At 29.8% G+C, this 15,610-nt stretch carries 10 protein-coding genes; 1 reads left to right on the forward strand and 9 read right to left on the reverse strand.

Annotation, left to right across the window (positions count from 1 at the left end):
* Nucleotides 1–105: 105 nt before the first annotated feature.
* Nucleotides 106–3,459 (reverse strand): DNA polymerase III subunit alpha, encoded by a 3,354-nt coding sequence (gene dnaE / locus DY123_RS02885; RefSeq protein WP_140924092.1) that lies wholly within the window; start codon nucleotides 3,457–3,459, stop codon nucleotides 106–108.
* A 128-nt stretch (nucleotides 3,460–3,587) separates the two neighbouring features.
* Between dnaE and DY123_RS02890 the strand changes: the two genes are divergently transcribed.
* Complete coding sequence (locus DY123_RS02890; protein WP_108982177.1) at nucleotides 3,588–3,776, forward strand: DUF2929 family protein; 189 nt, start codon at nucleotides 3,588–3,590, stop codon at nucleotides 3,774–3,776.
* Nucleotides 3,777–3,822: 46 nt separating this feature from the next.
* On the opposite strand, the gene clpB is transcribed toward DY123_RS02890, so the two are convergent.
* The 8 genes from clpB to glyQ form a co-directional block, all read right to left on the reverse strand.
* Nucleotides 3,823–6,405 (reverse strand): ATP-dependent chaperone ClpB, encoded by a 2,583-nt coding sequence (gene clpB, locus DY123_RS02895; RefSeq protein WP_140924094.1) that lies wholly within the window; start codon nucleotides 6,403–6,405, stop codon nucleotides 3,823–3,825.
* Between the two features lie 115 nt (nucleotides 6,406–6,520).
* Nucleotides 6,521–7,756, reverse strand: coding sequence for a peptidase T (gene pepT / locus DY123_RS02900; protein ID WP_140924096.1), 1,236 nt, complete (start codon nucleotides 7,754–7,756; stop codon nucleotides 6,521–6,523).
* Between the two features lie 16 nt (nucleotides 7,757–7,772).
* Entirely contained in the window at nucleotides 7,773–8,576 is an 804-nt protein-coding gene (locus tag DY123_RS02905) for a Nif3-like dinuclear metal center hexameric protein (RefSeq protein WP_140924098.1), read from the reverse strand.
* Nucleotides 8,577–9,272, reverse strand: coding sequence for a tRNA (adenine(22)-N(1))-methyltransferase (locus DY123_RS02910; RefSeq protein WP_140924100.1), 696 nt, complete (start codon nucleotides 9,270–9,272; stop codon nucleotides 8,577–8,579).
* A gap of 84 nt (nucleotides 9,273–9,356) precedes the next feature.
* Nucleotides 9,357–10,466, reverse strand: coding sequence for an RNA polymerase sigma factor RpoD (gene rpoD, locus DY123_RS02915; protein WP_105964659.1), 1,110 nt, complete (start codon nucleotides 10,464–10,466; stop codon nucleotides 9,357–9,359).
* Between the two features lie 22 nt (nucleotides 10,467–10,488).
* Nucleotides 10,489–12,315, reverse strand: coding sequence for a DNA primase (dnaG, locus tag DY123_RS02920; RefSeq protein WP_225426743.1), 1,827 nt, complete (start codon nucleotides 12,313–12,315; stop codon nucleotides 10,489–10,491).
* Nucleotides 12,316–12,438: 123 nt separating this feature from the next.
* A complete protein-coding gene (glyS, locus tag DY123_RS02925; RefSeq protein WP_140924102.1) occupies nucleotides 12,439–14,517 on the reverse strand; it encodes a glycine--tRNA ligase subunit beta in 2,079 nt (692 codons plus the stop codon).
* Nucleotides 14,517–15,446, reverse strand: coding sequence for a glycine--tRNA ligase subunit alpha (gene glyQ / locus DY123_RS02930; protein ID WP_105987629.1), 930 nt, complete (start codon nucleotides 15,444–15,446; stop codon nucleotides 14,517–14,519). Before glyQ ends, glyS begins: the two co-directional genes overlap by 1 nt.
* Nucleotides 15,447–15,610 lie beyond the last annotated feature (164 nt).

Genomic DNA, 15,610 nt, shown 5'->3' on the forward strand with positions numbered 1-15,610 from the left:
TTTGTATCAAATATATAATTCAATACATAATGGATTTCAATGTAAATTGTATCACTTTTTAAAATCTATGTCTGCTATTTTCTTTATAGTTTCTATAATAAATTATCATTTATAAACAACGTTACCATTCCCTAATATATGAATTAGTTTATTAAATAAAGTTGAATTATAATTCAAATCATAATTATGATTAAGTAAAGTTGTTTTTTTATTTTTTTCACGATAAATAATTACCCGATTATTTCCATAATTATTCTTTATTTCTTGATATAGAATATTTATATTATCAGGTGAATCATGATCACTGTCTATTTTTAAATACCACTTTTTATTCGAATTACCCCGATTATTTTTTATTAAATCACTTTTAACATTCGCTGCAGGATATATTTTATTAGCAATAATTTGAGCACCATCTCGGTGTTCAACTTTGCCTTTAATTAAAACTACAATTCCATTTTTAAACCAATCCTTAATCATAGTAAACACATTAGGAAAAATGGTGATACTTAAGCCACCAGATAAATCAGTACCATGAGCAAAAGCCATTTCATTACCATTTTTTGTTCTAATTTGTTTGATGGAATCTAAATACAAAACATTGTATATCTCACCTTTATATTCCAATACACTGTCAGATGAAACAATATTAATACTATTAAAAATATTTATATATTGTTCTACAGGATGTCCAGATAAATATGCACCCAAATATTCATTTTCTTTTTGTAATTTTTCATTTAGAGGCATTTCATCCAAATGTTTTATTTTAGGCTTTAGTGCATCAAATAATTCCATTGAATTACCGCTTAAATTAATGGAGTCGATAAATTCAGGGATTGATGCTAATAATTCCGAACGGTTATATCCAAAGTCATCCATTGCACCCGAATAAATAAGCGAATTAATCAAATCTATTTTTCTATATTTAGGATCAATTCTTTGCAGAAATTGTTCTAAGTTATTAAATAGACCATTAGTATTTCGCTCATCAATTAAATCATTAATAAAATCACTACGTAGTCCCTTAATAGAACCTAAGCCGAATAACACATTATTATGATATATTTTAAATTCCTTATCACTAATATTAATATTAGGGCCATCAACTTTTATATTTCGCTTTTTTAATTCTGTTAAATAAATCTTAGTTTTTTTATTATTATTCAATACTGAGTTTAATATGCTAACAAAAAACTGAATACTATAATGAGCTTTTAAATAGGCTAATTCAAAGGCCATTTTACTATAAGCAACAGCATGTGATTTATTAAAACCATAACTGGCAAATTGATCAATATAATCAAAAGTTTGTTTGGCAGCTGTTTCACTATATCCTTTTTCTAAAGCTCCACTAATAAATTTGGATTTCATTGAATCCATTACATCATGCTTTTTCTTGCTCATAGCCCTTCTAAGTAAATCGGCTTCACCTAAAGTAAACCCACCCATTGTAGAAGCAACTCGCATAACTTGCTCTTGATAAACAATAATACCAAAAGTTGGTCCTAAAATAGGTTTTAATGTGTCATCAGCATAAGTAACATTTTCTTGTCCATTTTTACGCTTAATAAAGGATTCAATATTCCCCATTGGGCCTGGACGATACAAAGCATCAACTGCAGCAACCAAATTAAAATTATCCGGTTGCAATGCTTTTAATACTCTCTTAATACCAGCAGATTCAAACTGGAAAATACCGTTAGTATCCCCCATTTTAAATAACGACAAGGTTTTTGAATCATCTAAATTAATTTTTCTGATAACAAATTTATTGTTTGCTTCGCTTTTTATATGATTAACAATATCTGCAAGTAATGAAAGGTTTCTCAATCCTAAAAAGTCAATTTTTAAAAGACCTATCTCTTCAACGTAGTTTTTAGAATACTGAGTCATCAAAATACCTTCACTACCATTTTGCAGAGGTGAAGTTTTCACTAATTTATCTTTACTTAAAATCAAACCAGCAGCATGCGTTGAATAATGTCTTGGCAGTCCCTCTAATTTTCTAGCAGTATAAAATAAAAGCCGATTAAGATGATTATCACTAACCAAATTTTTTAGTTTTTGTGATTGATCATAAGCAGCATCTAAAGTAATGTGTAACTGATTACTAGGAATTGCATTGCTCCAATCACTCATTTGATAAGGAGACAAGCCAAAAGTTCTACCTACATCCCTTAAAACTTGTTTGGCTGCCATTGTTCCAAAAGTAACAATTTGTGCAACATGGTCATCCCCATATTTATTATGAACATAGTCTAGGACTTGTTCTCTTTTATCATCTGGTATATCTAAATCAATATCTGGCATCTGAGCACGTTCTTCATTTAAGAAACGTTCAAAAAGTAAATCATACCCAATTGGATCTACATCAGTAATATATAAGCAATATGCTACTAAAGATCCAGCAGCTGATCCTCTTCCTGGACCAGTCATAATATTAGCTTTATGTGCATAATTAATTACGTCCCAAACAATTAAAAAATAGTCATCAAAATTCATACGGTCAATAACTGATAACTCATATTTTAATCTTTCATAATATTGTTTTTGATTATCCTTAAGTATATTTAATTTATCAAATCTTGCTAATAATCCTTTTTTACACAACTGTTTTAAATATTCTTTTGATGACAAACCATAATTGTTTTTAAATTTAGGTAATTGTGGTTGTTTCTTATCAATTGTCACATTGGTGGCATGAATAATAGTTTCATTATTTTTTACAATATCTTGATGGCCAGATGAAACAAAATTATTAATAAAATCATTTTTAGGTTTTAACCAGTTATCATCTTTTAAATTACTTTCTTCAAGCGGATTAGAAAACTTTTCACCATTATCTACATATCGCAAAACTTTAAGTGCAAAAGAATCATCTTTATCTATATTTTGCACTTTAGAGAAAGCAACAAGCTTAATATCCAACTTGAGTTTAATTATAGAATCATAATATCCATTATTAAGATCTTTATCACTAATACCAAAATACAAGTTATTATTATAGTCAACAAATTCATTTAAAAAATCAGAAACTTTTTCAAAATTATCTTGTTTAATCAAGGTTGCAATGTTGCCATAATTAGGAATAACAATAAATAAATCATTTAGGAACGATTTTATGTCAGATAATGATATTTTTGCAGATTCATTAGTCATCTTTTTAGTGGATATTTTCATTAAGTTTTGATAACCATTATTATTTTTAGCAATTAAAACTAGTTTAAATTGGTCGTCATTTAATCCATTAAGTTCAATTGTTAAACCGATAATTGGATGAATATTATTTTTTATGCACTTATTATAAAATTCAATAGCACCGTACATAACATTTTCATCAGTTAAAGTTAAAGCATTATAGCCTCTTTGCTTAGCCGCTGAAATTAAATTATCAATTGAAATAGTGCTATCTAATAAACTATATGAACTTATTACATTTAAAGGTACATAATCCATAGTATAATCATCCCTTTCTATTTAAATATTATAACAAATAATTTTATCATGCTCATACGATTATATTTATAATTGTATTTAAAGATAGATATGTGATAAAATTTTTATGAATTGCGAGGTGGATAGTAATGAAATTTCTTACAAAAAATTTAACAGTTGTTTTTTGGTCAGCTATTTTTGGTGAAATTATCGGATATATCGTAAGTCAATTGGAGAGCCAAACTTACTCTTCAATTAGTATCGCAGTTGTAACAGTAATTACTGCACTTATTTTAGTTAACTGTGTAACTTTAATTTCTGGTAATGCAAACAAATAAGCAAACAAAAAAAGAGTTTAAGCTTGATAGCTTAAGCTCTTTTTATTTATTTAAAAGATAGTTTGTCACCATCTAAGTTAATGTTAACAGTGGATTTAGGCTTTATCTTATTGCCAATAATCAATTTTGCTAAAGGTGTTTCAACATAACGAGTTACAAACCTTTGTAATGGTCGAGCTCCATATTGAGGTTCATATCCGTTTTTAGCAATCCAGTCTAGTGATTCATCACTAATTTCAATTTTAATTTGTTGATCTTGTAGACGTAAGGATAATTTATCAACTAATTTTTTGACTATTAACTTCACATCATCCATTGATAATGGTTTAAACATAATTACATCATCGATACGATTTAAGAATTCAGGCTTAAAGCTTGTTTTTAACAAATCATTGACCTGACTTTTGGCTTCACCACTAATATCACCATTTTCATCAGTACCTTTTAATAGCAAATCAGAACCTAAATTAGAAGTCATAATTAAAATAGTATTCTTAAAATCAATTGTACGACCTTGACCATCCGTTAAACGACCATCGTCTAAAACTTGTAATAAGATATTAAATACATCCGGATGTGCCTTTTCAATTTCATCAAATAAAACGATTGTATATGGATTTCTTCTAACCGCTTCTGTTAGTTGGCCACCTTCTTCATATCCTACATATCCAGGAGCAGCTCCTACTAATCTAGAAACAGAAGCTTTTTCCATATATTCTGACATATCAATTCTAACCATATGATCTTCAGAATCAAATAAATTGGCAGCAAGTGACTTGGCCAATTCTGTTTTACCTACACCGGTAGGTCCTAAAAACAAGAAAGAACCTAAAGGCTTACTTGGATCTTGTAAACCTGCACGTGATCTTAAAACTGCATCAGAAACTGCCTCAACAGCTTCATTTTGTCCAATTACACGTTTGTGTAAATTATCATCTAAGTGTAGTAATTTAGCACGTTCGCCTTGCATTAAACGGTTAACTGGAATTCCAGTTTCTCTACTTAAAACATTCCCAATTTCATTTTCAGTAACAGATTCACTAACTAACCAATCATCATTATGATCTTGGCCCTCCATTTGCTTAAGTTCTTCTTCTAACTTAGGAATAGTTCCATGCTGTAAGACTGCGGCCTTATTTAAATCATAAGAACTTTCGGCTTGCTGTAAATCATTTTTGGCCTTATCTAATTCAGATTTCTTATCACCTAATTTTTGAATAGAACTTTTTTCTTGTTGCCATCTAGCGTTTAGATTATTAACTGTTTCTTTTAAGTTAGCTAATTGAGGTTCTAATTCTGATAAACGATTTTTAGATTCGTCATCGCTTTCATTCTTTAAAGCAGCTTCCTCAACTTCAGCTCGGATAAGCTTACGATGAGCTTGATCTAACTCAGTAGGACTAGAATTCATTTCAACCTCAATCGTAGAAGAAGCCTCATCCACTAAATCAATTGCTTTATCCGGCAAGAATCGATCAGTGATATATCGATCAGATAATTTAGCTGCAGCCACTAATGCATTATCATGAATTCTTACTCCATGATGAATTTCAAGACGTTCTTTAATTCCTCTTAAAATAGTAATAGTGTCATCAACACTTGGTTCATTAACGTGAACCCTTTGGAAACGACGTTCTAGTGCTTTATCTTTTTCTAAATACTTACGATATTCATCTAAAGTAGTAGCACCAATTAAATGTAAATCACCACGCGCTAACATGGGTTTTAACATATTACCAGCATCCATACTACCTTCAGATTTACCAGCACCAACAATATTATGAATTTCATCGATAAACATAATAATTTTACCTTCAGATTTTTTAACTGCTTTTAAAACAGCTTTTAATCGTTCTTCAAATTCACCACGATATTTAGCACCAGCAATCAATGAGCTCATATCTAATTCAAATAATTGCTTATCTTTCAAGTTATCAGGAACATCATTTACAGCAATTCTCTTAGCTAAGCCTTCAACAATTGCTGTTTTTCCAACACCAGGATCCCCTAATAAGATTGGATTATTTTTGGTCATTCGAGAAAGAATTCTAATAACATCTAATATTTCTTCATCACGACCAATAATGGGACCTAATTTGCCGGCACGAGCCTCTTTAACCAAATCGACACCATATTTTTTTAACGCTTGGAAATTGTCTTCTTGATTCTTAGAAGTCACTTTTTCACCTCCACGAATTTTTTCTACTTCATTAGTTACTTTTTGTTTAGTAATATCATTTTCTTTTAAATAATCGCTTAATTTGTCACCACTAACATCCATTAAAGCAATTGTTAGTGTATCAACGGCAACATATTGGTCACCTAATTTATCTTTAATTTGATTAGCATTCTGCATTAATTGATACATATTTGATGAAATATTTTGTCCATAAGAGACATTACTGCCCTCAACAGTTGAAATACTATCTAATTCTTTATCAATTTCTGCTTCTAATTTTTTTACGTCTAAACCTAGTTCAGAATAAATTTGACGAGCCAATTCACCAGGTTGAACCAAAAATTTAAATAAATGAGCAATCGTAATTTCTTGATGCTTACGGTTAACTGCAACTTTTTGTGCTTCAGCCAATGCTTTCGTTACCGCTTCTGTTAAATCATTTGGATTCAATATATTCCACCTACTTTATATAATAAAAAATACTTATAAGTTGATTACTCAACTTATAAGTAAATTTTACCAAAACATTAATTTAATTAAAAATAATTTGACCATTATTGACTAATTATTTTTTAACATTTAAATTAGCAATTTCAATTAATAAATCACAAGCTTTTTCCATCGTTTGTAGTGAAACATATTCAAAACGACCATGCATATTTTCACCACCTGCAAAAATGTTAGGTGTGGGTAAGCCCATAAATGAAATTTTAGATCCATCTGTACCGCCACGGACTGGAAAAATATCGGGCTTAATATTTATATTATTCATCGCTTGTTTGGCTAAATCAACCACTGTCATATCTTGATTGATTACTTCTGCCATATTATAATACTGATCTTTTATATCGACTTTAATTCGTGGTTCATCAAATTGTTTATTCATTTCTTCTGCAATTTTATTAAAATATTTTTTTCTGGAATTAAAACGATTTTCGTCATGATCTCTGATAATATAATTTAATTTAGTATGATCTACCGTCCCATTAAAATTAGTCAAGAAATAAAAACCGTCTCGTCCGTCTGTAAATTCTGGACGTTCATACTTAGGTAAACTTTCATTGAATTGCATTCCAATTAATGCAGAATTAATCATAACCCCTTTAGCCTCTGCAGGATGCACATCTGTTCCTTTAATATCTACAGTTGCTGAAGCAGCATTGAAAGTCTCATATTGCAATTGACCTAACGATCCACCATCAACTGTATATGCAATATCAGCTCCAAAATCTTTAGTATCAAAATTGTCAGCACCTGTTCCAATTTCTTCATCGGGACCAAAACCGATTTCAATTTCACCATGCTTAATTTCCGAATGATTAATTAAATAATCCATAGAAGTTATAATTTCTGCAACCCCTGCTTTATCATCAGCTCCCAATAAAGTATTACCATCGGTAGTAATTAAAGTTTGCCCATTATATTTTTTTAAGCTAGGAAATACTTTAGGGTCTAATTTGTATTCTCCATTACCCAAATTAATCACAGAGTTACCATCATATTTTTCAATTATTTGTGGATTTACATTTTCAGAATTAAAATCAGCAGTATCAACATGTGAAATAAAACCAATCTTTTTTACTTTTTTATTAATATTTGAAGGTAAAGTAGCAAATACATAACCACTTGATTCATTGGTTCTAACATGTTCTAATCCAATGGACTTCAATTGTATTTTTAAGTCATTGAGAAAATTAACTTGTTCTTTAGAAGAAGGTATTTTATTAGTGTTTTCATTAGAGCGGGTATTAATTTTCACATAGCTTAAAAATCTTGGTAATAATGATTCATATTTATGAATATTAAGTTAACTCCTTTTAAATGAATGTAAATGGATCTGTATTTATATCAGACTCTATCACTTCTACATTCCAATTCAATTGATTTGCCCATTTTCTAAACATTGCGGCTAAATAAGGCTTACAAATACTTTCAATATGATGTCCTGGATCAACAACTGAAAAATCAGAAGCTAACATGTCATGCCCTACATGATAATATACATCACCGGTAACATAAACATCGGCACCTTTATTCTTAGCGATATTAAAGAATTTACCACCATCACCACCTAAAATGGCTACTTTATTCACTAATTTATCCGGGGTATTACTAATTAATCGAAGACCGCTAATATTAAATTGTTTTTTACAGAATTCAGCAAATTCGTAAACTGTCATGGTATTAGAAAGCATCCCAATTCTACCCATAAAGTATTCATGGTTGTTCATCTTAGTTTGATAAACTAATCCTTTAGTATCTTTTAACTGCAAACTATCTGCTAACCAATCATTCATGCCATCAACAGCATTATCTAAATTAGTATGAGCCGAGTAAACAGTAATATGATGCTCAATTATTTTCGCATACATACTATTTTGTGGATTACTAAGATCTAAATTTTTAGCTGGGCGGAACATCAAAGGATGATGAGAAAAAATAAAATCAACCTGATTATTAATTGCTTCGTCAACTACTTCAGGCCTTACATCTAAAGTTGTCATAATTTTATGAACATCCTGATTTAACGATCCAATTTGTAGTCCAATTGGATCTCCATCAACTGCAATATTTTTAGGAGCAAATTTTTCAAATTGCTTTACTAATTCAATTACCTTCATTTATAAAACTTCCTTAATTTCTTTAATTTCTTTTTTCATTTTGTTAATTTTTATTATTGGCTTTGGTCCCTTAATATTATCCATACTGGAAATAATATTTTCTAAGCGTTTAATCTCATTTTGCCATTTTTCAATAAAAACAGGAGATCTTTTTTCTAACAATATTGGGCCAAATTTTAATTCTTCCAGTGTATAAATGATTTTATCATTAACCTTTTGAGCTTCAATTATTTCATAATTATGTCCATCTTCTCTTAGAATATGTTCATTTATTATTGAGTAATAGTTATCCATTAACCATTTTCTTAAAATATCTTCACCAACATTAGGTTGAAGAACTAGTAATTCCTTACCATTAAGATGACTTTGTCCGTTCTCTAAAATATCGCGAATCAAGATTCCACCCATTCCAGCTATTACAACACAGTTAATTTCATCTTCTTTTTTGATAGAAAGTAGTCCATCAGCTAACCTTGTATCAGTTTTATCTGATAAATTTTCTTTTAAAATTTCATTTTTTGCGTTTTGTAAAGGACCTTTTGCCACTTCACTAGCGATGGCATATTCTATTAAACCTTTTTTTAATAAATAAACAGGCAAGTAAGCATGATCAGATCCAATATCTGCTACACGACTATCATTTGGAACATAATTTGCAACTGCTTTTAAACGTTGTGATAAGTGATTTGCATCCATTTAAACACCTTTTTCTAAAATTTATTTAATAATTAATTATAACAAAAAAACAGGTAGTAATTAATCTACCTGTTTCAATAAATTTTATTCTAAAAAGTCTTTTAATTGTTTACTACGTGAAGGATGACGTAATTTACGTAGAGCTTTAGCTTCAATTTGTCTAATTCTTTCTCTAGTAACACCGAATACCTTACCAACTTCTTCAAGTGTTCTAGTTCTACCATCATCCAAACCAAAACGAAGTCTTAACACATTTTCTTCACGGTCAGTTAATGTATCAAGCACACCTTCTAATTGTTCTTTTAACAATTCATATGCAGCATGATCAGCTGGACTAGTTGCTTCTTGATCTTCAATAAAGTCACCTAGATGAGAATCATCTTCTTCACCAATAGGAGTTTCAAGTGAAACTGGTTCTTGAGAAATTTTAAGAATACCACGAACTTTTTGAGTTGGCATATCCATTTCAGCACCAATTTCTTCTGGAGTAGGTTCACGTCCTAAATCTTGAAGTAATTGACGTTGAATTCTAATTAATTTATTAATAGTTTCAACCATATGAACAGGAATTCTAATTGTTCTAGCTTGATCCGCTATGGCACGAGTAATAGCCTGTCTAATCCACCAGGTAGCATAAGTTGAAAATTTAAAACCTTTACGGTAATCAAACTTTTCAACAGCTTTCATAAGACCCATGTTTCCTTCTTGAATTAAATCTAAGAATTGCATTCCACGACCTACATAACGCTTAGCAATTGAAACAACTAAACGTAAGTTAGCTTCTGCTAATTCTTGCTTAGCTTCTTCATCGCCTTTTTCAATTCTCAAAGCTAATTCAACTTCTTGGTCGGCTGTTAAAAGTGATACACGACCAATTTCTTTAAGATACATTCTAACAGGATCGTTAATTTTAACTCCTGTAGGAGCTGAAGAAGAATGCTTTAATTCTGATTGGGTAACTTTTTTGGCAGCTTCTAACGCTCTTGGATCAGGATCACCATTTTCATCTACAACACTAATTCCTTTATCTTCAACTTTTTCTAGAAGATTATACATTTGTTTCTTTGTTAACTTAAATGGAACCGCAATACTATCATTTAAATCGTCGTAAGTTACATGTCCAACTTTCTTTTGTTTCTTAATTAGTGCATTAACTGATTCTTTTAGTTCTTTTTTGTTTGATTTTCCAGCCATTAAACTGCCTCCTAAATTAAGCTTAATTACTAATTTGTTTTTTACGTTGTAAATTAATAATGTCTGTAGTTATATCAATTTGACGATCTACATCGCCTAGCTTCTTGGCCTCATCTAATTCAGCCTGTTTAGTTTTAAGCTGTTTTTCAATGGGAGCATCATTCATTATTATATTAACATAATCATCTATTTCTGAGTTAGTAGGTTCACCTGATAAGTCAATTAAATCAATATTTATTAATAATTGTTGTAAATCTTCTTCTTTAACAAAATCTTGAAAAGCATCGGCTTTATATTCTGCATGGTTTTTAAAATATTCTTGAGCCAGAATATAAATTAATTGATATTTATCATCAACAAAGCAAAAACCTTCTTTTCCCATTATTCTTAACCACATTTCATGATTATTTAGAATTCGATTTAATAAGCTTCTTTCAGCCATTTCGACTCTTCCAACAGGTTTAACGTTAGCAATTGAAATTGTATCATAACTTTTAGATGAACTATTTGATTTATAAGCGCTAGTTTTATGTCCTAAATTATTTCGATTAACCAATTTATTTAATTGGTTAGTTAAATCAATTTTATTTAGACCAAATTGCTCAGAGATTTGATTAATATATACATCACGTTCAATGGGTTGAGAAATTTTAGCAATTTCACGAATAACATCGTTTATATAATTAATCTTATCATTTTCATTATCTAGGTTGCGATTCAACTTTAAGAAATGCATTTTAAATGAAATTACAGATTCTAAAGCAGAATGCATATATGACTTGAATTTAGATTCACCATTTTGCTGACGATATTCATCAGGATCGATACCACTAGGCATTTGAATAACGCCTAATTTTAATTGTGTTTTTTCAAGAATTCCTATAGACCTATTAATAGCATTTTGCCCAGGTGCATCCCCATCATAACAAACATATAAATTAGTAGTATTTCTTTGTAACAAATATATTTGCTCATCAGTTAAGCTTGTTCCCATTGAAGCTATTCCATTCTGTACTCCAGATTGGTATGCAGAAATAACATCCATAAATCCTTCGTACAAAATAGCTGTTTTTTCTTTTCTAATGGTATTTCTAGCATTAGAAAAATTAAAAAGTACTTTGCGCTTATTAAATATTTTAGTCTCAGGACTATTTAAATACTTAGCTTGATTATCATCTTTATTTAAAATTCTTCCAGAAAATGCAATAACATTTCCAAACTCATTAGTGATTGGATAAATTATTCGATTGAAAAATCGATCTTTCAAATCACCATTGTTATCTTCTAAAAACAAACCAGACTTTCTTAAATCTTGATATTTATATTTTTTCTGAACCAAAAAAGTTTTTAAAATTGAATTACTTGGAGCAAATCCCAATTGATATTTATCAATTGTTTCATCTTTCAAACCACGATTATGAAGATAATCTAAAGCAGATTGCCCCATTTCAGTATTCATTAAAATATGATGATATAAATCTGTAGATTGAGTATGGATGTCAATTAAGATTTGTTCATCAGAATCAATTTTTTTACTATTGTTTGATGATTGTACATATTTATCATCTATTTTAATTCCTTGCATATCGGCAACTTTATTGATTGCCTCAGGATATGATAAATTTTGTAATTCCATCAAAAATTTAAAAACATTTCCACCACGACCACAACTAAAACAATGGAAAATTTGTTTTTGTTCATTTACTGAAAAAGAAGGCGTATTTTCTTCATGAAAGGGACATAATCCAAATAAATTCTTACCAGATTTATGCAAAGATACAAATTGACCCACAACATCAGAAATATTAGTTTGATCTCTGACTTCATCAATAACATCTTCAGGAATCATACTTATCACCCCTTTTTCAGATATAAAAGTCGCACTTAAAATAAAAAGTGCGACTTTTATCATTAATTATTACGTACAAGTATTTAATATTTTAACAATCTATCTTGATTTTGTCTAATTATATTACTTAACAATTAATTTATCTAAATCAGCAAACCAATTAATCATATTAGCAATAATTGTCATTTGTCTTAAATGATTATTTTTAATATTATCATCTTTTGCCATTACCATTGTTTCATCAAAATAATCATTAATAACATCTTTCAATGACATTAATTTATTAAATTCAGCATTTGCACCTAATTGATAGTAGTTTTCACTAATTGTAGAAACTTTTTCATATAATTTCTTTTCAGAATCATTTTCAAATAATGATTCATCAATATTTAAGTCATCATTATTAAAACTTTGTTTGTTGGAAATTCTTAATACACGAGTTAAAGCTTCAATAGATTTTTTAAATTCATCATCATCTTTATGTTGATTTAAAACATTTGCAACTTCAAAAATGAATAAAATGTTATGATTCTTAGTTTCTGAAATTGCATCAATAATATCATGTCTTAACTTATCATCTTTTAACACTTTAATAATACGGTCATTAATAAAGCCAACAATATCATTAAATTCTTTTGTTTGATCTAATGATGGAGCTACTTCATGCTCATTTTCACTCTTAATAAATGAATTCATCATGTTTTCTAAATTAAAGTTCCATTTTTGATTGTTAACAATTCTAACAATTCCGTTTGCTTGTCTTCTTAAAGCATATGGATCATTAGATCCACTAGGAATCATACCAGCAGCAAAGAAAGTTAGAATACTATCAAATTTATCAGCAACGGCTAATACTGCACCAACCTTTGTTGCTGGTAAATCACTATTAGCTGAGATAGGCATGTAATGTTCACGAATTGCAGTTGCTACAGATTTATTTTCACCCTTAAGTAATGCATATTTTTCACCCATTATTCCTTGTAGTTCTGAAAATTCACCAACCATACCAGTAACTAAATCAAATTTATAAATTTGGGCAGCTCTTTTAACATCAGAAAGTTCAGTATCACTTAGACCCACATGCTTACCTAACACTTGAGTAATTACTTCAACACGTTGCATTTTTTCATACATTGTTGAAATTTTATCGTGGAAGCTAACTTTTTTAAGTTTGTTTACATAAAAATCAATATCATTTGATTGATCTTCTTTATAGAAGAACATTGCATCTTCTAAACGAGCAGTTAATACTTTTTCATTACCCACAGCAACATTTTCGAGATAATCTTTATTTCCATTTCTTACAGAAATGAAGTAAGGCAAAATATTTTTATCTTGATCTTGTACATAAAAGAATCTTTGATTATCGCGCATTGAAGTAATCAAAACATCAGCTGGTAATTCCAAATACTTTTTGTCAAAATTACCATAAAATGCAGTTGGCCATTCAACTAAGTTATTAACTTCTTCCAATAAAGAGGGATTAATATTAACAACCCAATTATTATCTTTACTTATTTGTTCAATTTGATCTTTAATCAATTTTTTACGTTTATCGGCATCAACAATAACAAATTGATCATGTAAAGCTTTTTCATAATTATCAGCAGATTCAATAGTAGTATATTGACCTAAGAAACGATGACCCCGACTAACATTACCAGCAGTAACATCTAAAATCTTAATTGGTAAAACTTTATCGTCTAATAATGCAACCATCCATCTAATTGGACGAATAAATTCTAAATCATAAACATTCCATTTCATAAGAGTTGGGAAAGTCATACTAGTAATGACATCTTTCATACCCATTAGCACTTCACTGACAGGTTTACCATCAATATGCTTTTCAACAAATACATATTCAGTACCTTTTACTTCTTTAAAAGTAATATCATCAGTTGTAGCACCTTGTCCTTTAGTAAAACCAATAGCAGCTTTACTCCAATTGCCGTCATCATCTTGAGCAATTTTTTTAGCAGGTCCCTTAACAGATTCATCAATATCTTCTTGTTTATCTGCCAAACCAGTAATTTGAATTGTTAAACGACGTGGAGTTGAAAAAGGTTTAATATCGTCAAATTCAATTCTTTGATCTTTTAAGTAGTCTTTAGTTCTTTTGACTAATTGTTTAATACTTGGAGTAACCACATGAGCTGGCATTTCTTCAAGACCAACTTCTAATAAGAATGTATGTGCCATTATTTTTCCTCCTTGTTATAATCTGCTAGTAATTCTTTACGTTTTTTATCATCTTTAATTAATGGGAATCCACGTTTTGCACGTTCTTTAATAAATGCCTTTGCAATAGATCTAGCCATTTTTCTAATTCTAGATAAATATCCAGCTCTTTCAGTAACTGAAACTGCTCCTCTAGCATCTAATAAATTAAAGGTATGACTACACTTCAAAACATAATCATATGCAGGGTGAACTAAACCATTTGCAATTTGTTTCTTAGCTTCTGTCTCAAAGTTATCAAACATATTTAATAACATGTCTTGATTACTTTCCTCAAAGCTATATTTTGAATGTTCATATTCAGGTTCTTTAAAAATGTCCCCATATTTAACATTGTCATTCCAATTTAAATCAAAAACATTATTAACATCTTGAATATATGATGCTAATCTTTCAAGACCATAAGTTATTTCTGAAGCTACAGGGTTCATTTCTTGTCCACCAACAATTTGGAAGTAAGTAAATTGAGTAACTTCCATACCGTCTAGCCAGATTTCCCAACCAACACCGGCACAACCCATTGAAGGATTTTCCCAGTTATCTTCAACAAATCGAATGTCATGTTCAATTGGATTAATACCTAATTCCTTTAGACTATCTAGATAAAGTTCTTGAATATTTTCTGGTGATGGTTTCATAATAACTTGAAATTGATGATGTTGATATAAACGGTTAGGATTTTCACCATATCTACCATCAGCAGGTCTTCTAGAAGGTTCAACATATGCAGCATTCCATGGTTCTGGTCCTACTGCTCTTAAGAAAGTGTATGGACTCATAGTTCCTGCACCTTTTTCTGTATCATAAGCTTGCATTAACATACAACCCTTAGATGACCAAAATTGTTGTAATTTTAAAATAATTTCTTGCATTGACAACTTCTTTGTCATGAATAATTCCTCCTATTTATTAGGTGAGACACAAAAAATCCCTGCCGTAAAAAAGCATAATAAAATGCAATTTACAGCAGGGACGAATTTATTCGCGGTTCCACCCTACTTCTAGCTCTAATAAGAACTAGCAGCTTAATTAGTTTGGTTCAAAAAGCGCCAAT

Origin of the sequence: Apilactobacillus micheneri, assembly GCF_006493595.1 — a bacterium.
Lineage (GTDB): Bacteria > Bacillota > Bacilli > Lactobacillales > Lactobacillaceae > Apilactobacillus > Apilactobacillus micheneri.